Below are 19,241 nucleotides of genomic sequence, written 5' to 3'. Positions count from 1 at the left end.
CGGTCTTGCTTGAACCTTGAAGTCAGGCCGCCAGGTCGAGCGGCTGGATTTCACCCGACAGATACAGCTTCTTCGCCTTGGCGCGGCTCAATTTGCCCGATGACGTGCGCGGCAGGGTGCGCGGCGGCACCAGCTCGACAACGCAGCTCATGCCGGTGACAGAGCGAACCTTGTCGGCAATCTCGTCACGCAGGCGTACCCGCTCTTCGGGGTCGGACACGCGGCAATGCACCAGCACTGCGGGCGCCTCTTCACCATTGTCCATCTCGATCGCAAAGGCTGCTATATCGCCATGGTTGAAGCCGGGCAGCTGTTCCACCGCCCATTCGATGTCTTGCGGCCAGTGGTTCTTGCCATTGATGATGATCATGTCCTTCGCGCGGCCGACAACGAACAGATAACCATCGCCAAGATAGCCCATGTCGCCCGTGTCGAGCCAGGCTCCCTTGCCATCCTTGCTTGGGACAAGGCAGTCTTCGGTTGCTTCGGGATTGCGAAAATAGGAATGCATCACGCTGGGGCCGCGGCACCACACCTTGCCGATCTGGTGATCGCCGCGCTGCTCGCCGTTCTCGCCGCGGATCTCGACCTCCATGTCGGGCAGCGGCTTGCCGCAATTGACGATCGCGCGATAGCGGGCCGGGCGCGAAAGATCGCGCGGGGTGCCCGAAAGGCGTTCTTCCTCCACCAGTTCGACCCGGATCCCCTCGCCCGGCGGCATGACAGTCACGGCCAGAACAGCTTCAGCCAAGCCATAACTGGGCGTGAAGGCATTGGCTTTGAACCCTGCGTCGGAAAAGGCGTTGACGAAATTCTGCATTACGTCGGGCCGGATCATGTCCGCGCCATTGCCTGCAACCCGCCAGCGCGACAGGTCAAAGCGCTCTGCCACATGGCTCTGGCTCGAAATGCGGCGTGCGCAAATGTCATAACCGAAGGTGGGCGAATAGGAGAGTGTATTGCCCGGATTGCGGCTGATCATGTCGAGCCAGGCAAGCGGGCGGCGCGCGAAATGGTCAGGCTTGAGATAGTCACAGCTTACCTGGTTGGCGATCAGCGACAGGAAACACCCGACCAGCCCCATATCGTGATACCACGGCAGCCAGCTGACCACACGGTCACCGCTGCCCAGGTTCATCGAGGTGGCGTGACCATAAAGATTGTGCAGCAAGGCGCGGTGCGTCACTGCCACCCCGGTAGGGAAGCGGGTCGAGCCGGAGGAATATTGCAGGTAGCAAATGTCTTCCGGATCGGCCTCGGGCAATTCGCATTCGGGCGCCTCGCGCCGGGCGAAATCTTGCCAGGATTCGCTCGCGCAGCCTTGCTTGGCGGCGGCGGTTCTGGCCATTTCGGCGATCTCTTCGGGGAACAGCAGCAGCTTTGGGTCGCAGCTCTGCAACTGCACCGCCAGCTGATCGATATAACTTTCCTTGCCGCCGAAAGTGGTGGGCAGCGGCAGTGGCACCGGCCAGGCGCCGGCATAGATGCAGGCACAGAACAGAGCGGCAAATTCGGGGCCGGTTTCCGCAATCAGTGCGATCCGGTCTTCCTTGCCGATACCGGCGGCGGCCATGCGCCGCGCCATCACCAGCGCGTCATCGCGCATCTCGGCAAAGCGATAGGCGCGTATCAGTTCGCCCCGCATATCGTGAAAATTGAGGCCCTTTTCGCTTCTGGCGGCGTAATCGATAGCCTCGTTGAACGTGGCGAAGTCAGCCCGCCTGCGTGGCAGGGGGCAATCATTCGGCGTCGGCTTCAATGCGGCGTCGGTCATATTATTCAGCGATACCCGTTATTTGCGGTGCAAAATGCGCCGATTTCAGTCCCCAATGCGGAATTCCCCTCATGTCCGCGTCCAATCCAGCTTTCCCATTTGATAAGGAGTGTGGCACGAATAAGGCGAAATGGTTGCAAAGCAAACCGGATTGTCGCGTAAAAGACGCAAGTCGCCGCCGCTGGATCAGGCCAGGCTCGAGGAAATCGCGCTGGCCTATGTGGCGCGATTTGCCACTACGCGGGGCAAATTGCTGGCCTATCTGCAGCGCAAGATCCGCGAACGCGGCGCGAGCGAGGATGGGCCTGCCCTCGATCCCGAGGCGGTGGCTGACCGGCTGATCGAGCTGCATTATATTGATGAAGAGGCCTTTGCCCGGGCGCGCAGCCAGGGATTGCTGCACAGGGGCTATGGCGCGCGCCGGGTGGAGCAGGCGCTGCATGCAGCCGGGATCAATGCCGAATTGCGAGAGGAACTGGCGCCCGGCGAGGCGGCGGCACGGCAAGCGGCCCTGGCGTTGGCCCGCAAGCGCCGGTTCGGACCCTATGGCGCGCTGGCGGACAGCGAGCCGCCTGACCGCGCTCTGCGCGAAAAGCAGATTGCGGCAATGATCCGCGCAGGCCATGACTATAGCATCGCACGCGCATTGATCGAAACCACCAGCACCGGCGAGGCCGAAGATTGGGCGCGTGAAGCACAGGATGATTGCGATGAAGTATAAGTGGACGGCCCTGGCGGTTGTTTTGGCGCTGATTTCGTGTTCGCCCGCGCCCGAGGCAGGGGCCGCCGGGGCAGCTGAAACGCAGGACGGGGCGCAAACCGTCGGCGATGAAGTGCTGCATCCGGTTTCCGGCCTGAAGGTGATCGATCTGGCAGTGATCTCGGGCGGGGCACGGCACGATTTCAGGGTCGAGCTGGCAGATAGTCCCGAAGCTCAGGCACGCGGGCTGATGTTCCGCACCGAGCTGGGCGATGATGAAGGCATGCTGTTTCCTTCCGACAGGCCCGGTATCCGCAGCTTCTGGATGAAGAACACCCCGCTATCGCTCGACATCATCTTTATCGGCATGGACGGACGGATTCTGAATGTCGCGGCCAATACCGTGCCTTATTCGCTCGAATCGGTCCGGTCTGACGGCATGGCCAGCGCAGTTCTGGAGCTGCGAGGGGGGCGAGCTGCCGAACTCGGCATCGGGCCGGGAGCCGTTGTCGAATACAGGCTTCCCTAGGCAAGGTTCCCGCTTGGCGCAGCGGCAACTATCCGCTAATCGCGCTGGCCATGGGAATCCTCGGCAAGATATTCACCTGGTGGGATGGCGCGACCATCGGCACCATGCTGTTCACTGCGCGCAAGGGCGAGCATGTCGGCACCGATGCTCAAGGCAGCAAATATTACCGTTCCAGGCCCAAGCCGGGTGAGCGGGAGCGCCGCTGGGTAATCTACAACGGCAATAACGATGCCAGCCGCGTGCCCAGCGAATGGCACGGCTGGTTGCACGGCGCATTTGACGATGTGCCCGAAAGCCGGTTGCCGCCGCCCAGAATCTGGGAAACTGATTTCACGCCCAATGCCACCGGCACGCCTGCCGCCTATCGCCCGCAAGGCGCGCTTGAGCGCGGCGGGAAGCGCGCCCGTGCCACTGGCGACTATGAGGCATGGAGCCCGGAAGGCTGAGCATGCCCGGTTGGCGCATCGGTTTGGTGGTGGTGGGCGTGATCGGCCTGGCCGCCTGTTCGCAGGATACGCCCGCGCCCGTACCGGTCGAAACCGAATTGCCGGAAGAACTTGCGACGCCTTCGGCCACTGGCACGCCAACCGATATCGGCGCAGATGTGGCTGGAGCCACGCCGATGGAAGAACGCGTGGCGACGCTGGGCCTGCTCAACAAGCGAAACAATTCGAGCCAGGATATAGAGCTGCGTCCGGGTGAATCGCGCCGGATCGGCGACATCGTCATCCGCTTGCAGGCCTGCGAACGCACCGCGCCGTGGGAAATGCAGCGCGAGACCGGGGCCTTCGTCCAGGTTTCCGTGCAGGATCGCGGCACGTCGGATTTCCGACGCATTTTCTCCGGTTGGCTGTTTGAGAGTTCGCCCAGCCTCAACGTGGTCGAACACCCGATCTATGATGTCTGGGTGAAGGATTGCGCGATGAGTTTCCCGGGCGACGAATGATCCCGTGCGGCCTGCTGAACTATGTCCGTATAGGCTTGCGGAAGGCTCATTCCAGGCTGCCCTGAGGCCCGCGTCAACCCTTCCAGATACTGCCGCTGGGTAAGCTCCACAGCACCCATCGTGCCGAGATGTTCGGTCATGAACTGGCAGTCAAGCAGGTGGTATCCGGCCCGCCGCATCATCGCCACCAGCCATGCCAGCGCCACCTTGCTGGCATCGCTGCGGTGGCTGAACATGCTTTCGCCGCAGAATACCCGGTCGAAACTGACCCCGTAGAGCCCGCCGACCAGCGTTGCGCCATCCCAGCATTCGACCGAATGCGCGTGGCCCAGCCGGTGGAGCTGGCGATAGCTGGCGATGATCCGTTCGCTGATCCAGCTTTCGGGATGATCGGGGCGCGGCTGGGCACAGGCGGCGATCACATTGTCAAAATCGCGGTCGATCGTGACTGTGAAGCGATCCTGCCGAATCGCCTTGCGCAGGCTGCGCGAGAGATGGAATTGCTCAAGCGGTATGATGGCGCGCTGTTTGGGCTCGACCCAGAATACTTCGGGATCATCGCGCCGGTCCGCCATCGGGAAAATTCCGCTGCGATAGGCGAGCAGCAGCATTTCCGGCGGTATCGGCGGGGGATAGGGCGAATGCATCTTGCAGCCATTATAGCAGGGCCTTGCCCAATTGCGGCAAGGCAAATCCGCCGGCTGCAAGGGCAAACTGCCATGTTGCTATGCTGCGCGCTTGGCTATAGAGGGCAGCGTCCGGCTGCAGGGGTGTAGCTCAGCTGGTAGAGCATCGGTCTCCAAAACCGAGGGCCACGGGTTCGAATCCTGTCACCCCTGCCATTTCCTGCCGTTCAAACAGCAAAGGGGCTGACTCTTCCCAGAGCCAGCCCCTTTTGTTCGCCGCTCTCAATATTCGTTTGGTTCTTCCGGCGTGTCGGCGGTGTGGGTCGGCCCGGCGGTCTTGTTGCCGCGCGCGAGTGCGAAGACCACGCCAGACAACAGCAGCAGCGCCAGCAGGTTGGGCGCAACCATCACGGCATTGGCAATGTCACCCATACGCCAGATCAGATCCGATTCGCGGCTTGCCCCGATAAAGATGACCACGCACCACAGCACCCGCCATGCAAGGTGGAGTTTCTTCTCGCCGCCACGCGTCGAACCGGGGAACCGGTCATAAATGAATGTGATTGCCCGTTCGCCGTAATAGCTCCAGGTGAGCAATGTGGTGAAGACGAACAGCAGCAACGCGATGCTGGCGACAAGCGTGCCGAGGGGAACGCTCCCGATTTGCAGTGGGAAGGCGGCGGCAAAGGCACCGCTGGTCATGGCGAAACCCTGAAGGCCCGATTGCCAGGCATGCAGCACCGGCTCGCCATTATGGGTGAAATTGCCTTCCACGGTCAGGATTACCAGCGCGGTCATGGTGCAGATCACGATCGTGTCGATGAAGGTGCCCAGCATGGCCATGCGGCCCTGGAATTCGGGATCGTCGGTTTGCGCCACGGCGTGGGCGATCGGGGTCGAGCCCTGGCCCGCTTCGTTCGAGAACAGCCCGCGTGCCACACCGGCGCGGATCGCCAGGATCACCGCCGCCCCAAGAAAACCGCCGCTGGCTGACTGGGCATTGAAGGCCCCGCCGAAGATCCGGCTGAAGGTTTCGGGAATGTCCTGGATATTGAGCAGGATCGCGATAATCGCCATGATGATGTAGGTCGCGGCCATGAAGGGAACGACCTTCTCGGCGACATTGCCGATCGATTTGATCCCGCCGATGATGACGATGAACACCAGCACGGCAACGATCAGCCCGCCAAGCCATTCCTCGATCCCGAACAGTTCGTTGAGCCCGTCTGCCACGGCATTGGCCTGGATGCCGTTGCCGGTAACAAGCGCGGAAATCAGCGTGCCAATACAGAAAGCGATTGCCAGCCAGGTCCATTTTGGTCCCAGCCCCATCATGATGTAGCTCATCGGTCCGCCGCGATAAACGCCGTCGCTGGTCTGCTCGCGGTAACGGATGGCCAGCGAACCCTCGGCAAAGGCCAGCGCCATGCCGAACAGGGCAGTGATCCACATCCAGAAGATCGCCCCCGGTCCGCCCAGCGCGATCGCGGTTGCGACTCCGGCCAGATTGCCTGTGCCAACCTGCCCCGAAAGCGCAGTCGAGAGCGCAGCGAAGGGAGAGATTTCACCCGCTCCTGCGCCCTTGCGACCTGCGAACAGCCCTTTGACGGCGGCACCGAACTTGACGATCGGGTAGAACCGCAGGCCAATCATGAACCACAAGCCCGCACCCAGCAGGATTACCGCCAGCGGAGGTATCGGAATCAGCTGCACCCCGTCCCAGGTGCCGCCCCAGATAAAGTCTGCCACATTGGTGACAGGGCCCAGCAGGCGTTCATCCAGAGTGGCCGGTTGACTGGTTGCCATGTTCGATCGTCCCCTTGTTGCGTCCCGGTAAAGGCGGGCACGCTAAGGCCAAGTGGTTACATCTGCAACGGGGTTTCGCCGCTTACCCCCGGCCTTGCCCCATAAATGGCCAAGCCCGCTTGCTTTTGTGTAAAGCCACGCTTAAACGCGCAATCGTCTTCCGACATTGGAATCAGCTTAAGCCCCTCCCGGACCTTGTTCGGGGCGGCGAGAAACCCTACCTGAAAGCCAAGCCTGGAAGGCGGAACAAATATTATCGAGGACGGAAGGTCACCCCATGGCCGAAGAGAAAAAGCGCAAGACATCGCCCGCCGAATTTGTGAACCAGGTTCGCAGCGAAACGAACAAGGTGGTGTGGCCCACCCGTGAGGAAACCATCCGCACGGCGATCTTCGTGTTCATCCTGATGGTGATTCTCTCGGTGTTCTTCCTCGGTATCGACACGGTCTTCAGCGCGATCGTGCAATGGCTGCTGTCGCTGGCCTGATCCGCGCATTTTATTTCACGGGAATTCACCATGGCTCGCTGGTATATCATTCACGCCTATTCGGGTTTCGAGAACAAGGTCCGCGATGCGATCATCGCCGAAGCCGAACGGTTGGGGCTGTCCGACGCGGTTGAGGACGTCCAGATCCCGACCGAAACGGTGACCGAGGTCAAGCGCGGCAAGAAGGTGCAGGTCGAGCGCAAATTCATGCCCGGCTATGTCCTCGCCAAGCTGAAAATGACCGATGACGTGTACCACCTGATCAAAAACACGCCCAAGGTCACGGGTTTCCTCGGCTCGAACAACAAGCCGCAGCCGATCAGTGAGAAAGAGGCCGCGCGCTATTTTGGCGGCGTGGAGGAAGCCAAGGCTGCGCCCAAGAGGGACATCAGCGTCGATTACGAGATCGGCGACCAGGTCAAGGTGCTCGATGGGCCCTTCGCCAGCTTCAACGGCGAGGTGGAAGAGCTCGATTTCGACAAGGCCAAGGTCAAGGTTTCGGTTTCGATCTTCGGCCGCGCAACCCCGGTCGAGCTGGACTTCGAGCAGGTCGAACTGGTCAAGTAAGGGTTCGGGCGGGCTCAGGCAGGTTCGTAAGCTTCAACCGCTTCGATGATCGCAGCGCTGGCTAACGCAACGCTGGTATAGCCGGTGAGGTCTTTGGCGATCTCGCCCTTGAGTCTCGGGGTGGTTTCCTTGCCGTATAGGTTGCGTAGCTCGCCCAGCGTACGCGGGTCGGCGATGACAATGATTTCAGAGTCTGGCTCGTCGATCGCCGCGGTTTCGAGGACATTGGCGGCATGGTGCGCGAATAATTCCTCTCCTTGCTCCTGCCAATCGGTGTCGGAATAGCTGCTGCGGCGTTCGCCAAAGCGCGACTGTGTCCGGCCCGGTCGGTCCGATCCTTGCTCGTGGGTGCGGGGATTGTCCGCTTCCTGCTCAACCAACATGGCAAGGGCCGGGGCAGTCGCGCCGCCAACATTCCGCAACAGCATCAATTTGCGCCCATCGGCTACCAGAATCAGCGCTCCGCTTTTGATAATCATCGTCGATATCCTCTTCTCGATGGTGGATGTCGGTTTACTCCGCGAATTGCCCGTTGGCGAATGACTTCGGTCAAATTCCGCGGCGTCAGTAAACGCTGCGCGCGGCGGCGGTGCCCTTGGTCGCAAGCGAGAAGCGCGGCTCGATCGCCAGCTGCGCATCGGCGATATGGCGCGCCACCAGTTCGCCCACCGCCGGCCCGTGCTTGAAGCCGTGGCCCGATCCGCCGCCAACCAGCCACACCCTATCATGCCCGGGCAGGCGATCGACCAGAAAATCGCCGTTCGAGGAGTTTTCATACTGGCACACCCGGCCATGGATCAACGGCGCATCGGCGAGATCGGGGAAGCGCCGAGATAGATATTCGCGTGCCTGCTCTACCATTGCCGGGGTGAGCCGCCGGTCCTGGCTGTCGGGATCGACCACCGGCCCATGCCGGTCGAAGGCGATCTTGAAGCCCTGATTCTCGAGGTCGGGCAGGCCATAGGCAATGTCGCCCGCGTTGTTGTCGGCCCATACTGGCAGCGCAGGCGGGGCAAAGCGGGCATCGCCCGGCGCACTGCCGAAATGCATGATTTCCTGCCGTGTGGGGATTATCCGCCCGCCCAGCATATCGGGGAACAGCTTGCCCAGCCATGGGCCGCAAGCATAGACGACGTGGCGTGCAGTGACTCCTTCGGCCACCAGATAGCTGCCATCGCTGGTTTTGACAGGCGGCTGCGCCTTGGCGATGACGAGCGGCGCGCCGCTTTCCCTGACCAGCGTCTGCACCGCACGGCCCGCGATCAGCGCGCCGGTTTCCAGCTCGACAAAGCCCTCCTCGCCATCGGCAAAGCGCATCTGCGGATAGCGCTGGCGCAAGGCCGCGGCGTCTCCGTGCCAGTATACATGCCCATTGGCACCCAGCCATTCGATGCTCTGGCGCATATAGGCATCGCCCGCTGGCGAGAACCACAGCACACCGATCTTGTGGAGCACCGGCAGCGCGCAGCGCGCCGATAGCGCCTGCCAGTGCGGCAGCGAGCGCGCCGCCATCTGCGAATAGATCGTGTCCGCACCGTAGCCCATCCGCGTCACCCGGCTTTCGCCAGCGGAGGAGGCGCGGGCGTTGGCTGGGCCGTACTGGTCGATCAGCGCTACCCGGTATCCGGCCCTGGCCAGCATCCATGCGCTCCACGCGCCGAACACGCCCGCGCCGACCACGGCGACGTCGAAATTGCCGCCCGATCCCGTTTGCGCGCGCGCCGCGCCGGTGGCGGTTATCGCTGCGCCCGCCAGCGCCGTGGCGCCGGCCAGCTTCAGCCCCTCGCGCCGTGTAATTCCCTTGGCCATTGCGCCTCTCTCCCCCGATACCGACCGGTAGGGTAGAACGATGCGGGGCAGCGTCAAGGCGCGCGGAGCCTTCCAGCCAGGCTTTCCTACTCGCTGCCATTCGTGGTTGGTGGGCCGATATGGGAATGGCGCGTCATCTCTTGCAAGCAGCTCGCAACAAGGCGCTTTCCCCCGGGGGAATTGTTTCTTCTATACCGTGTTCCATGTGTTCCATCCGGCAGGGCCTGGCTCGCGGGTTTAGCTTGCACTCTGCGCGAAAGGCGCTATGTGCGCGCCTTCCTGTCCAACCGGCAGGAAAACCGTGCGGGAGGTTCGGGCAACCGGGCTGTTTGACCGCTTAACATGAAGGCGCGGATACGGCGATCTCCGCCAATGCGTCTGACAGTGTGAAAGGAGGCCCCAGTGGCCAAGAAAATTGACGGCTATATCAAGCTGCAGGTGCCGGCTGGCACTGCAAACCCCTCACCCCCGATCGGCCCTGCACTGGGCCAGCGCGGCGTGAACATCATGGAATTCTGCAAGGCGTTCAACGCCGCGACGGACAGCCTTGAAAAGGGCATGCCGATCCCGACGATCATCACCGTCTATGCCGATCGTTCGTTCAGCTTCATTACCAAGACCCCGCCGGCAACCTTCCTGATCAAGAAGGCCGCCAAGCTGAAGTCGGGCTCCAAGGAGCCGGGCAAGGTTTCGGCCGGAACCATCAAGCGTTCCGCGCTGGCTGAAATCGCCGAAATCAAGATGGCCGATCTCAACGCGAACGACATCGAAATGGCAACGCGCATCATCGAAGGCTCAGCGCGTTCGATGGGCCTCGACGTGGTGGAGGGCTAATCCAATGGCAAAGCAGACCAAGAAGCAGAAGACCCTCGCCGAACTCGATCGCGAGAAGCTTTACACCGTTGACGAAGCGCTGGGCGTGCTGCGCCAGTTCAAGGGCAAGTTTGACGAAACCGTCGAAGTTGCGATGAACTTGGGGGTTGACCCGCGCCATGCAGACCAGATGGTTCGCGGCATGGTTTCGCTGCCTTCGGGCACAGGCAAGGATGTGCGCGTGGCGGTGTTCGCCAAGGGCGACAATGCCGACAAGGCGCTGGCCGCCGGTGCTGACAAGGTCGGCGCCGAAGACCTGATGGAAGACATGCTGGCCGGGAACCTCGATTACGACCGCGTCATCGCCTCGCCCGACATGATGGGTGTGGTTGGCAGGTTGGGTAAGACGCTTGGCCCCAAGGGCCTGATGCCGAACCCCAAGCTGGGCACCGTCACTCCGAACGTGGCGCAGGCAGTCAAGGATGCCAAGGGCGGCCAGGTCGAATTCCGTGTCGAGAAGCAGGGCATCATCCACTCGGGGATCGGCAAGCTGTCGTTTGACGATGCTGCGCTGAAGGCCAACTTCAAGGCACTGACCGAGGCGGTGGTCAAGGCCAAGCCGAGCGGCGCCAAGGGCAAGTATGTCCGCAAGGTCACCGTGACCTCGTCCATGGGCCCCGGCCTCAAGGTTGACCTGTCGGAAGTAGAAGGCGCGTAATCTTTTGGTCGACCCGCGCTAACGCTTCGCTGCTTGAGCGCGGGTCTCCGAACTTTCCTACAGCTGAATCGATGACGTAAGGGCCGGGGGAGCAATCCTTCCGGCCCTTGTGCCGTCATGGCCCAGCGATCAGGCGAACAGCGCCCAGATGGTCATGAAGATCCCGATCATGCCGGTTCCGTAGGCTGCAGAACGCAGGCCAAACACGCCAAACAGATAGCAAGGAATAAAGACTGCGCGGCCAAGGATGACCAGCCAGGCGGCGATCTCCGTCAGCGAACTGGTGCGATCCAGCATCAGCACCAACGCCATCAGCGGCAGGTACATCAGCATGGCTTCGATCTGGTTCTGCACGGTGCGCGCAAATCGGCCTTGCAGCGCGCTCTTCTCAACCGGTGCATCGCGGCTGCCAAGGCCCCATTTGAGCCCTTGTGTCAGTGGGACCAGGCTGCCCTGTATTGCGGTTAGCACCAGCAGCATCACCGGCAGCGCCACGATCGACCAGATTTCGACTGTCATAACATCCTCTCCTTCTGAATAGAGAGTAACTATAAAAAATATAGTGAATGGTCAATCTGTGTCCTGGCCGCTATGGGAAAGGGGTGACCCGGCACGATATCCCTCTCTGCCCGATTTCGCGGACCGCAGTGTTCATCGGCTCGAAATGGACCGCGCAGATCATGCGCGAATTGCTGCAGCACGAGCGGCGGCGCTATCAGGACCTACTCGATGCCCTGCCGGGGATTGCGCCCAACACGCTGTCGCATCGGCTCAAGCTGCTCGAGCAATCCGCGATCGTCCGCCGTGAATTCTACGAGGACAATCCGCCGCGCGCGGAATATGTGCTGACCGACAAGGGGCGGGCCATGGGGGGCATCATCCAGGCGATGCGCGACTGGGGCGAGCAGTTCGGCTAGGTCGAATTCCCGGCTGCAATGCCGCGCAATTGCCGGGCATAGATCCAGCCGATCCCGATCAGGCTGAAGCCCAGCGCCATGAAGCTGGCGATGCGCAGCAGGCCTTCGAGCCCTGCAGCATCCCACAGGAACACCTTCGCCACTGCCAGCAGCATCAGCACCAGCGAACCAATCCGCCAACTGCGTTCGCCGCGGCGTTGGCCGACGAACAGGAAGCCGAGCGCCAGCAATATGCCGAGCAGCGAGCGCAGCAGGTCCTCCGCCTGGCTCATCGGCAGGTCGATCAGGATGCTGCCCGCGAATGCCTGCCGCAGCAATGCGAGCGCGGTGAGGCTGGCCACTGCCATCACCACCGCGTCGACCAACGGACGCTGGATCGCGGCGGCATGGCGGCGCAGCAGCAGGGCGGCGAGAATTGCAACCGTACCTGCGGCGAGCACGAGATTGGCGATTGGCGCCGGCCCCACGGCCTGCCGATCCCACAGCGGATTGTGCACCCCGGCGCTGAACCACAGCGCATGCGCCAGCGCCATGCCCGCGAATGCCACCGCAAGCCGGGGTTGCGCTCCCAATCGCGGGATACCGCGCTCAAAGGCCAGAGCCGCCCCCAGCAGCAAGGCCTGCCACAGGGTGCGTTCGGCCAGTGCGAACGACACGAATGAGCTGATCGTATCGACGGCAAAGGCCTGCCGGAACAGCGTGTGCCCGATGACTATGGCCACTGGCGCAGCCAGCCAGCGCGTATCGAACCGGCCCCGCATGGGCAGGCTGACCAACGCCAGCGCGCCAGCGAACGGCAAGAGCCGGGTGAGGAGTTCGCGCAGCGAGGGAAGCTCGCGCAGGAACAGCGGATCCCCGGCAAGGGCTGCCAAACTGCCCACCGCCCATTCGCCCAGCGGCACCAACGCCCACAGGCCAGCGATGGCCACCAACGTCGCCTGCGCCGCCACGCGGCCGCGCTGCAACTGCCACAGGGTGATGGCACCGATTGCGGCGGCCCAGGTGAGCGCGATTTCCCCAACCACCTGCGCGATAAGGCCATAGGCCAGCAGGACAGCAAGAACCTCTGCGGTCGACCGCGCCCTGTGGTTCTGCTCGCGCCAGGCCAGCACCACCCAGGGAACAAGGCCCGCGAGCCAGCGGATCACACCCTGGGCGGTGTTGCTGCCTTGCTCGCCGCCGAACAAGCGTTCGACTTCGGAATTGATAGCTGGCACCGCAAACAGCGCCACCAGCGCGATCGCGGCGAAACCCCAGGGGATCGCCCGCAATGGCCCTTCGTCACGTCGCTGCAGCAGGGCGAACAGGCCGGCGAAGGCCAGGGCTGCCATAGCCACCGCCAGCCATGCCGGTGTCACCAGCAGGGCAGCTGCCGACAGCATCAGCGCGCCGGTCACCAGCAGCAGCGCCAGATCGCTCGCCCGTTCTGTGCGCCACAGCCGCCATGCACCTGCCAGCGGCAGGATGGCGAACGCCACGAATGCAAGCGCCAGTGGCGCTTCAAGTATGTCACCTTCAGGTTTGCCATAGGTGGCATAGGCAATGATGCCGAGGGCAAAGGAAGTGCCTGCCAATTGGAAAATGTCGATACGCGCATCGGACCCGCGCCAGGCATGCGCCAGCGGAACCCCGGCATGTACTGCGGCGATCCCTGCGGCAACCAGCGCGAATATCAGCGGATCGGCATCGTTCCACTGCGCCAGCAGCAGCACCGCCACCACCGCTGCGATCGCGCTCGTTTCGCGCAATTCGGGCTTGCGCCACGCCAGGAACGCCAGCGTGCCGCCGAGCAGCAGGTAGAGCGTCCATGCCAGCGGCGCATAGCCGCCCTGATCGACCAGTAGCGCCAATTGCACGCTGGCGACAAAGGCAGAGGCGATGCGCACGGGCCGTTCGTAATTCCTGGCCCCGGCAAATGCAGGCAGGACTGCGCCGAGCACGACGAAATAGAGCCCCAGCGCGAGGATCTCTGCTACGCCGGGATCGCCCGCAAGCAGCAATATCGCGCCCCAGCCGAGGCCGAACACCAGCGCCGCGATCGAAAGCCAGGGCCGGGCCTGCTGCTTGGCGGTGACGGTCAATCCGGCAGTGACAAGACCGAGGTAGAGCGAAAGCAGCGGCAGATTGGCTTCTTCTCCGCCGACCAGTGCAGGAGCGGCAAAACCTCCCACCAGGCCCAGCACCACGCAGGGCAGGCCGAAGCGGAACGACAGCGCGATCGCGCCTCCCGTGACCGCGGCCAGGCCCAGGAAAGCAAGGGTCTGGCCCACCAGGCCATATTGCGTGCCGGCAAGATAGAAGGCCGCATAGAGCGTGGCGAGGCCGGCCCCGGCGAGCGATTGGCGTACCCGCTCGTCGGCGAGTTTTTCCGCGTTGCGATAGGCCCATTCGGCGCCGCCGAGCAGCACGAACCCGAACACGAAGGCAAGCGCGACGCGTACTACCGGCGTCAGCAGGCCTGCCTCGATCGAATAGCGCACCAGAAACACGCCCGCGATAGCAAGGGTGATTCCGCCCGCCCAGATCGGCAGGCGCCGCCCGAAGATATCCTCGAAATCGAACTGGAAGCGCGGCGCGGCAGGTTCGTGCGGCTCGGGTTCGGCCGGCGCTTCGTGTGACTCCGCGAAATCTGTTTCGCGCGCTGGCTCTGGGCTGGTGTCCGTTTCGGGTGGCTCCTCCCGGCGCGTGATCGGGACGCTCGCCGCCGGGTGCGACGGTAGCGGTTCATGCGATGTTTCGAAATCGGGCCTGTCCGGGCGAAATTCGAGCTGCGCAACCTGGTGCTCCAGCCGCTCGACCCGTTTCCACAGCCAGGCGAATGCTCCGCCCAGCACGACAATCAACATGAAATTCATCGCGACCGCTCTCCCCCTTCACAGGAGGATAGCGTTCTTTGCCTGACCGAGGAAGCCGGAAACGCCCTGACCCTAGATCCCGCCGGGGGTGAAATCGAGGCCTTGATCGCCCAGCGCTTCGCACAAGGTGTCGACTGCGCTGCCGAGATCCTCGCGGCTGGTCGATCGGATCACGAAGTTCGCACCCACGCGCCCGTCGCGGAAGAAGGGATAGCTGCCGATCTGGCAGTTTGCATGCGCCCTCTCGACTTCGCGCAGGATTTCGGCGACTTCGCTTTCGGCGGTCCAGCAGCCGATCGTTTCGCTGAGCAGCGGCGCGCCGCCCTCCAGCGTTCCCGTCAGCGCGTCGAGCATGCCGGCGGTAATGTGCGGCACGCCTGCCATCAAGTGGATATTGCCGAGCTTGATTCCCGGCGCGCCCGACATGCGATTGGGGATCAGCTCGCCGCCTTCGGGCACCCGTGCCATGCGCAGCCGCGCCTCGGTCAGCTCCATGCCCCGGCTGGCATAGTATTTTTCAAGCATCGCTCGCGCCTCGGGATGCACGATCACCGGCACGCCCAGTGCGGCGGCGACCGCATCGACGGTGATATCGTCATGCGTGGGGCCGATCCCGCCGGTAGTGAAGAGATAGTCATAGGCCTTGCGCAGCGCGTTGACCGCTTCGACAATCCGCGACTCCACATCGGGCACCACGCGCACTTCGGCCAGACGGATGCCCTGCACCTGCAGCCAGCTCGCGACCTGCGCGATATTCTTGTCATGCGTGCGACCCGACAGGATCTCGTCGCCGATCACGACGAGCCCGGCGGTCCATATCTTGTCAGGAGAGGTCATGAGGTGAGATTAGGCGAGAACGGGACGGATCAAAAGAGATTCGTCATTGCGAGCCGAAGGCGAAGCAATCCAGGGACTGATCGTTCGGCAGCCGAAACCCTTGGCCATGGATTGCCGCGTCGCCCCGAAACGAGTTCGGGCCTCCTCGCAATTACGAGGCTTTGCTACTCAGCCGCTTCGAGTTGCGCATCGGCATAGGCGTTCTCGAACTTGAGGATGCCATCGTCCACCTGTGTATCGCGCATCACCTTGCGATCCTCGAGGTAATCCATACCCAGCTGCCACGGCCATTCGGAGCCGTTGCTGGGCAGGATATCGAGCGAACGCTTGATGTAGTTCGATGACAGGTTGAAGAACTCCTGCTTCTGCATCGTGTGGTTTTCCGCAAGATAGGGTGTGGCGATTTCCGTCCCGGTCCTGCGCATGTGCTGGAACACACGGCAGATATAGTTGCACACTACATCGACCCGCAGCGTCCAGCTGGCATTGGTGTAACCGAAGAAGGCCGAAAAATTCGGAATGTTCGAGAACATGCACCCCTTGTAATAGAAGTGCTCGTTGAAAAGGACCGGCTGGCCTTCAACGCTCAACCCGATCTTGCCTGCCATCGCCAGTTGCAGCCCGGTCGCAGTTACAACGATATCAGCGGGCAGGCGCTTGCCTGATTTCAGCACCACCTCCCGTCCTTCGAACCGGTCGATCGTGTCGGTCATGACTTCGGCCTTACCGCGGTTGATCGCCTCGAACAGATCATCATCGGGGATGAAGCACATGCGCTGTTCCCACGGGCGATAGGGCGGAGTGAAATCGGCCGCCCTGTAATTCTCGCCCAGGCTTTCCTTGGCCAGCTTGGTGAGATTTTCGGCGACCTTCTCGGGCTTGGTCTCGCAGGTCTTGATCATCCAGCTGGTCAGGCGGATGTTGCGCCAGCGGACAATCTTGTACGCCAGATTTTCGGGCAGGATCTTGCGCAGGATTCCCGCCATCCAGTCATGGCTGGGTATATTTCGGATCCAGGTCGGCGTGCGTTGCAGCATCGTAACCCTGGCTGCTTTCTGCGCCATCACCGGAACGATGGTGATCGCAGTTGCACCCGATCCAATCACGACCACGTTCTTCCCTTCGTATTCGACATCCTTGGGCCAGAATTGTGGATGAAGAACCTGGCCTTCGAACTTGGAAAAGTCGAAACCCGCGTCATAGGCCTGGTCATAATCGTAATAGCCGGTGCCGAGGTACAGCCAGTTGGCGGTCAATTCGCGCCTCATGCCATCGGCCTCGACCACGACATGCCAGCGCGCATCCTCGTGGCGGAAGTCCGCCGAAATGACATGCTGGCCATACTGGATGTGGCGGCGGATATCGTATTTGTCGATGACCCCGTTCAGGTAGTCCTTGATATCCTGCGCGCTGACGATCCGGTTCTCGCTGCGCCATGGCTCGAATTCGTAGCCGAAAGTGTGCATGTCGCTATCGGTGCGAATGCCGGGATAACGGAACAGGTCCCACGTGCCGCCAGGGTCCTCGCGCCGCTCTAGCACGGTGTAGGTCATCTCTGGGACCTTCATCCGCATATGCGCTGCCATGCCGATGCCGGAAATGCCGGCGCCAACGATCAGCACATCAAAATCGGGCGGTGTAGCAAGCATCCTAATATCTCCCCTGCTTACACTGATGTAAGCATACAGATTGCCACAATGCTAGACCCGATGGCATTTTGCAACTGACTGATGTTGGCAGATGCGATAGGGCGACCGCGCTATGGCCAGACTTGCTCTCCTGATTCCTGCCGCATGTGCGGTATGCCCGCTCTCTCCACTGCTGGCGCAGGAGCCCGCAGATGGTTCAGATGGACCGGAACGTGAGATTGTCGTGATCGGTGAGGGGTTGGAGCAGGCGCCATCCGTGGCTGCCTATGCGGTGAGTGAGATTGATCGCCCTCAAATCCTTACCTCGGCTTCGGGCCGGATTGAAGATGTCCTGTCGAATATTGCCGGATTCCAGCAGTTTCGGCGTTCCGATAGCCGCTCGTCAAACCCCAGCGCACAGGGGGTGACGCTGCGCGCACTGGGCGGCAATGCCACGAGCCGCGCGTTGGTGTTGCTTGACGGAGTGCCGATGGCCGATCCGTTCTTCGGCTATATTCCGCTGAGCGCGATCGCTCCAGAGAGGCTGGCCAATATTCGCGTCACGCGCGGGGGTGGATCGGGGCCGTTTGGTGCTGGCGCATTGGCCGGGACTATCGAATTGCAGAGCGCAGATGCTGCTACACTGGGGCCGTTCAGCGCGAGCCTGCTGGCGAATGATCGCGGCGAAACCGAATCGAGCGCCACGCTGGCGCAGGATCTGGGCGCAGGTTTTGGCGTGATCAGCGCGCGCTGGGACAGGGGCGATGGTTTTTTCACAACGCCGGTGGACGAGCGCGTTCCGGCTACCGCACGCGCCGCGTTTGACGCATGGTCGGTGGGGGTGCGCACCGTTGCACCGCTATCCGACACGATCGAGTTGCAGGCACGCGCGCTGGCCTTTCGCGACGAGCGGACATTGCGTTTCGATGGCGGGGATTCCTCCAGCGAAGGACAGGATGCGAGCATTCGCATGGTGGGCCGCGGAAAGTGGCAATTCGATGCCCTTGCCTATGTCCAGGCGCGCAATTTCTCCAACGTGGTGATCAGCTCAACCCGCTTTGTTCGTGTTCTCGACCAGCGCAATACGCCCTCGACCGGGCTGGGCGGCAAGTTCGAACTGCGCCCGCCGGTTGGCGGTGGGCATACGCTGCGATTGGGGGTCGATTATCGCCATGCTGACGGCGAATTGCAGGAAGAAGCCTACAGTGCATTCACCGGCAATCTGACTGAGCGCCGCCGCGCCGGCGGGACCAATACAAATCTCGGGTTATTTGCCGAGGATGACTTGAAGCTTGGCGCTCTTACATTGACGGCGGGCCTACGGGCGGACCGCACGCGTATCGCCGATGGCTTTTTCCGTGCAGTTGATGCGAGCGGCACTCTGGTGAGCGAAATCACTGCCGCTGACCGGAGCGATTGGACGGTGACCTGGCGCGCTGGCGCAGCCTATGATGCCAGCGCGATGCTGCGCCTGCGTGCCGCCGCATATACCGGTATGCGGTTGCCCACCCTTAACGAGCTCTATCGCCCCTTTGTGGTGTTTCCGGTTGTGACCGAGGCCAATGCGGCGCTCAGGAACGAGCGGCTGGAAGGTTTCGAAGCCGGGGTTGATCTGGCACCGTGGCAAGACGTAACCCTTTCGATCACCGCATTCGATAACCGCGTCGAAAATGCCATCGCCAATGTCACCCTCGCGCCCAATGTTCGCCAGCGGCAGAACCTTCCTGCAATTGACGCGCAGGGGATTGAGGCATCACTCACGGCCAAGCGCGGAGCCTGGCGCTTGAACGGCTCACTGGCCTACACCGATGCAGAAATCGACGGGCGGGGAAACTCGGCATCGCTTGCCGGCAACCGCCCCCCGCAGACCCCGCGATGGGCGGCCTCGACCACGCTTGGTTGGGCGCCGGTGCCTGGTTGGGACTTTGCGCTGACGCTGCGCCATATCGGAGCGCAGTTCGAAGACGACCAGCAAACCGACCGACTCGCAGCGGCAACCACGCTTGATCTTTACACCCGGATTCAGCTCGAAAACCGGCTGTCTTTGGTGCTGCGGGGCGAAAATCTGGCCGACGAACGCATCGTTACCCGGAATTCTGCCGGTTCGTTTGACCTGGGCACACCGCGAACGGTTTGGGCCGGTTTACGTTACGGCTTCTGACGTTTGACACTGGTTTGCAGCCAGCAAGGCTGCGGCACCATGTGACAATTTTGCACTCTTATGCCTGT

Annotated in this window: 19 protein-coding genes and 1 tRNA gene; 11 read left to right on the top strand and 9 right to left on the bottom strand. The window is 62.3% G+C overall.

Annotated features, from left to right (window positions below; all coding sequences use genetic code 11):
- Positions 1–22 precede the first annotated feature (22 nt).
- The gene (locus ACX3VQ_RS04990) at positions 23–1,774 is read right to left on the bottom strand and encodes a fatty acyl-AMP ligase (protein ID WP_462579829.1); all 1,752 of its coding nucleotides are present in this window, start codon (positions 1,772–1,774) and stop codon (positions 23–25) included.
- A 151-nt stretch (positions 1,775–1,925) separates the two neighbouring features.
- On the opposite strand from ACX3VQ_RS04990, the gene ACX3VQ_RS04985 reads away from it, so the two are divergent.
- Genes ACX3VQ_RS04985 through ACX3VQ_RS04970 form a run of 4 tightly spaced genes read left to right on the top strand, consistent with a single transcriptional unit; the run spans position 1,926 to position 3,949 of the window.
- The gene (locus ACX3VQ_RS04985; RefSeq protein ID WP_462579828.1) at positions 1,926–2,495 is read left to right on the top strand and encodes a regulatory protein RecX; all 570 of its coding nucleotides are present in this window, start codon (positions 1,926–1,928) and stop codon (positions 2,493–2,495) included.
- Entirely contained in the window at positions 2,485–3,003 is a 519-nt protein-coding gene (locus tag ACX3VQ_RS04980) for a DUF192 domain-containing protein (RefSeq protein ID WP_462579827.1), read from the top strand. The genes ACX3VQ_RS04985 and ACX3VQ_RS04980 overlap by 11 nt, the downstream gene beginning before the upstream one ends.
- Positions 3,004–3,053: 50 nt before the next feature.
- Positions 3,054–3,449, top strand: coding sequence for an NADH:ubiquinone oxidoreductase subunit NDUFA12 (locus tag ACX3VQ_RS04975; protein WP_462571192.1), 396 nt, complete (start codon positions 3,054–3,056; stop codon positions 3,447–3,449).
- A gap of 2 nt (positions 3,450–3,451) precedes the next feature.
- On the top strand, positions 3,452–3,949 hold the full coding sequence (locus ACX3VQ_RS04970; RefSeq protein WP_462571194.1) for a DUF2155 domain-containing protein: 498 nt from the start codon (positions 3,452–3,454) through the stop codon (positions 3,947–3,949).
- Here the strand turns inward: ACX3VQ_RS04970 and aat are convergent.
- Entirely contained in the window at positions 3,898–4,596 is a 699-nt protein-coding gene (gene aat, locus ACX3VQ_RS04965) for a leucyl/phenylalanyl-tRNA--protein transferase (RefSeq protein ID WP_462579826.1), read from the bottom strand. The two genes, ACX3VQ_RS04970 and aat, sit on opposite strands and share 52 nt — an antisense overlap.
- 119 nt (positions 4,597–4,715) lie before the next feature.
- On the opposite strand from aat, the gene ACX3VQ_RS04960 reads away from it, so the two are divergent.
- A tRNA-Trp gene (locus ACX3VQ_RS04960) sits at positions 4,716–4,791 on the top strand.
- Positions 4,792–4,857: 66 nt separating this feature from the next.
- Here the strand turns inward: ACX3VQ_RS04960 and ACX3VQ_RS04955 are convergent.
- Entirely contained in the window at positions 4,858–6,381 is a 1,524-nt protein-coding gene (locus ACX3VQ_RS04955; RefSeq protein ID WP_462579825.1) for an alanine/glycine:cation symporter family protein, read from the bottom strand.
- Positions 6,382–6,658: 277 nt separating this feature from the next.
- Here ACX3VQ_RS04955 and secE point away from each other — a divergent pair, with 277 nt between their 5' ends.
- Entirely contained in the window at positions 6,659–6,868 is a 210-nt protein-coding gene (secE, locus tag ACX3VQ_RS04950; RefSeq protein WP_462571207.1) for a preprotein translocase subunit SecE, read from the top strand.
- 30 nt (positions 6,869–6,898) lie between these two features.
- Positions 6,899–7,435 (top strand): transcription termination/antitermination protein NusG, encoded by a 537-nt coding sequence (gene nusG, locus ACX3VQ_RS04945; protein ID WP_462571208.1) that lies wholly within the window; start codon positions 6,899–6,901, stop codon positions 7,433–7,435.
- A 14-nt stretch (positions 7,436–7,449) separates the two neighbouring features.
- Here nusG and ACX3VQ_RS04940 read toward each other — a convergent pair whose 3' ends face one another.
- Together ACX3VQ_RS04940 and ACX3VQ_RS04935 are read right to left on the bottom strand one after the other, a co-directional pair.
- Positions 7,450–7,914 carry a host attachment family protein gene (locus ACX3VQ_RS04940; protein WP_462579824.1) on the bottom strand — a complete coding sequence of 155 codons (465 nt, stop codon included), beginning with the start codon at positions 7,912–7,914 and terminating at the stop codon, positions 7,450–7,452.
- 85 nt (positions 7,915–7,999) lie between these two features.
- Complete coding sequence (locus ACX3VQ_RS04935) at positions 8,000–9,244, bottom strand: FAD-dependent oxidoreductase (RefSeq protein WP_462579823.1); 1,245 nt, start codon at positions 9,242–9,244, stop codon at positions 8,000–8,002.
- Between the two features lie 402 nt (positions 9,245–9,646).
- On the opposite strand from ACX3VQ_RS04935, the gene rplK reads away from it, so the two are divergent.
- A complete protein-coding gene (rplK, locus tag ACX3VQ_RS04930) occupies positions 9,647–10,078 on the top strand; it encodes a 50S ribosomal protein L11 (protein WP_462571211.1) in 432 nt (143 codons plus the stop codon).
- Positions 10,079–10,082: 4 nt separating this feature from the next.
- The gene (gene rplA / locus ACX3VQ_RS04925; RefSeq protein ID WP_462571212.1) at positions 10,083–10,775 is read left to right on the top strand and encodes a 50S ribosomal protein L1; all 693 of its coding nucleotides are present in this window, start codon (positions 10,083–10,085) and stop codon (positions 10,773–10,775) included.
- A gap of 129 nt (positions 10,776–10,904) precedes the next feature.
- On the opposite strand, the gene ACX3VQ_RS04920 is transcribed toward rplA, so the two are convergent.
- A complete protein-coding gene (locus ACX3VQ_RS04920) occupies positions 10,905–11,294 on the bottom strand; it encodes an MAPEG family protein (RefSeq protein WP_462579822.1) in 390 nt (129 codons plus the stop codon).
- Between the two features lie 83 nt (positions 11,295–11,377).
- On the opposite strand from ACX3VQ_RS04920, the gene ACX3VQ_RS04915 reads away from it, so the two are divergent.
- Positions 11,378–11,692: a winged helix-turn-helix transcriptional regulator gene (locus ACX3VQ_RS04915; protein WP_462571214.1), complete on the top strand. Its 315-nt coding sequence runs from the start codon at positions 11,378–11,380 to the stop codon at positions 11,690–11,692.
- Here ACX3VQ_RS04915 and ACX3VQ_RS04910 read toward each other — a convergent pair.
- From ACX3VQ_RS04910 to ACX3VQ_RS04900, 3 genes are all read right to left on the bottom strand, one after another.
- On the bottom strand, positions 11,689–14,547 hold the full coding sequence (locus ACX3VQ_RS04910; RefSeq protein WP_462579821.1) for a DUF2339 domain-containing protein: 2,859 nt from the start codon (positions 14,545–14,547) through the stop codon (positions 11,689–11,691). The genes ACX3VQ_RS04915 and ACX3VQ_RS04910 overlap by 4 nt on opposite strands.
- A gap of 72 nt (positions 14,548–14,619) precedes the next feature.
- Complete coding sequence (locus tag ACX3VQ_RS04905; protein ID WP_462579820.1) at positions 14,620–15,384, bottom strand: competence/damage-inducible protein A; 765 nt, start codon at positions 15,382–15,384, stop codon at positions 14,620–14,622.
- A 164-nt stretch (positions 15,385–15,548) separates the two neighbouring features.
- Positions 15,549–17,033, bottom strand: coding sequence for a flavin-containing monooxygenase (locus ACX3VQ_RS04900; RefSeq protein WP_462579819.1), 1,485 nt, complete (start codon positions 17,031–17,033; stop codon positions 15,549–15,551).
- Between the two features lie 112 nt (positions 17,034–17,145).
- On the opposite strand from ACX3VQ_RS04900, the gene ACX3VQ_RS04895 reads away from it, so the two are divergent.
- Positions 17,146–19,173, top strand: a complete 2,028-nt coding sequence (locus ACX3VQ_RS04895) for a TonB-dependent receptor (protein WP_462579818.1) — start codon at positions 17,146–17,148, stop codon at positions 19,171–19,173.
- Positions 19,174–19,241 lie beyond the last annotated feature (68 nt).

The sequence above is a fragment of the Altererythrobacter chaiwopuensis genome, from assembly GCF_054957735.1.
The sequence above is the reverse complement of the archived record's forward strand: the minus strand, read 5'-3'. Positions and strand labels throughout refer to the sequence as shown.

What these genes read in the sequence shown, in the direction of transcription:
- ACX3VQ_RS04990 (WP_462579829.1), bottom strand. Translation starts at nt 1,774, where the DNA reads ATGACCGACGCCGCATTGAAGCCGACGCCGAATGATTGCCCCCTGCCA.
- ACX3VQ_RS04980 (WP_462579827.1), top strand. Translation starts at nt 2,485, where the DNA reads ATGAAGTATAAGTGGACGGCCCTGGCGGTTGTTTTGGCGCTGATTTCG.
- ACX3VQ_RS04975 (WP_462571192.1), top strand. Translation starts at nt 3,054, where the DNA reads ATGGGAATCCTCGGCAAGATATTCACCTGGTGGGATGGCGCGACCATC.
- ACX3VQ_RS04970 (WP_462571194.1), top strand. Translation starts at nt 3,452, where the DNA reads ATGCCCGGTTGGCGCATCGGTTTGGTGGTGGTGGGCGTGATCGGCCTG.
- aat (WP_462579826.1), bottom strand. Translation starts at nt 4,596, where the DNA reads ATGCATTCGCCCTATCCCCCGCCGATACCGCCGGAAATGCTGCTGCTC.
- ACX3VQ_RS04955 (WP_462579825.1), bottom strand. Translation starts at nt 6,381, where the DNA reads ATGGCAACCAGTCAACCGGCCACTCTGGATGAACGCCTGCTGGGCCCT.
- secE (WP_462571207.1), top strand. Translation starts at nt 6,659, where the DNA reads ATGGCCGAAGAGAAAAAGCGCAAGACATCGCCCGCCGAATTTGTGAAC.
- nusG (WP_462571208.1), top strand. Translation starts at nt 6,899, where the DNA reads ATGGCTCGCTGGTATATCATTCACGCCTATTCGGGTTTCGAGAACAAG.
- ACX3VQ_RS04940 (WP_462579824.1), bottom strand. Translation starts at nt 7,914, where the DNA reads ATGATTATCAAAAGCGGAGCGCTGATTCTGGTAGCCGATGGGCGCAAA.
- ACX3VQ_RS04935 (WP_462579823.1), bottom strand. Translation starts at nt 9,244, where the DNA reads ATGGCCAAGGGAATTACACGGCGCGAGGGGCTGAAGCTGGCCGGCGCC.
- rplA (WP_462571212.1), top strand. Translation starts at nt 10,083, where the DNA reads ATGGCAAAGCAGACCAAGAAGCAGAAGACCCTCGCCGAACTCGATCGC.
- ACX3VQ_RS04920 (WP_462579822.1), bottom strand. Translation starts at nt 11,294, where the DNA reads ATGACAGTCGAAATCTGGTCGATCGTGGCGCTGCCGGTGATGCTGCTG.
- ACX3VQ_RS04910 (WP_462579821.1), bottom strand. Translation starts at nt 14,547, where the DNA reads ATGAATTTCATGTTGATTGTCGTGCTGGGCGGAGCATTCGCCTGGCTG.
- ACX3VQ_RS04905 (WP_462579820.1), bottom strand. Translation starts at nt 15,384, where the DNA reads ATGACCTCTCCTGACAAGATATGGACCGCCGGGCTCGTCGTGATCGGC.
- ACX3VQ_RS04900 (WP_462579819.1), bottom strand. Translation starts at nt 17,033, where the DNA reads ATGCTTGCTACACCGCCCGATTTTGATGTGCTGATCGTTGGCGCCGGC.
- ACX3VQ_RS04895 (WP_462579818.1), top strand. Translation starts at nt 17,146, where the DNA reads ATGGCCAGACTTGCTCTCCTGATTCCTGCCGCATGTGCGGTATGCCCG.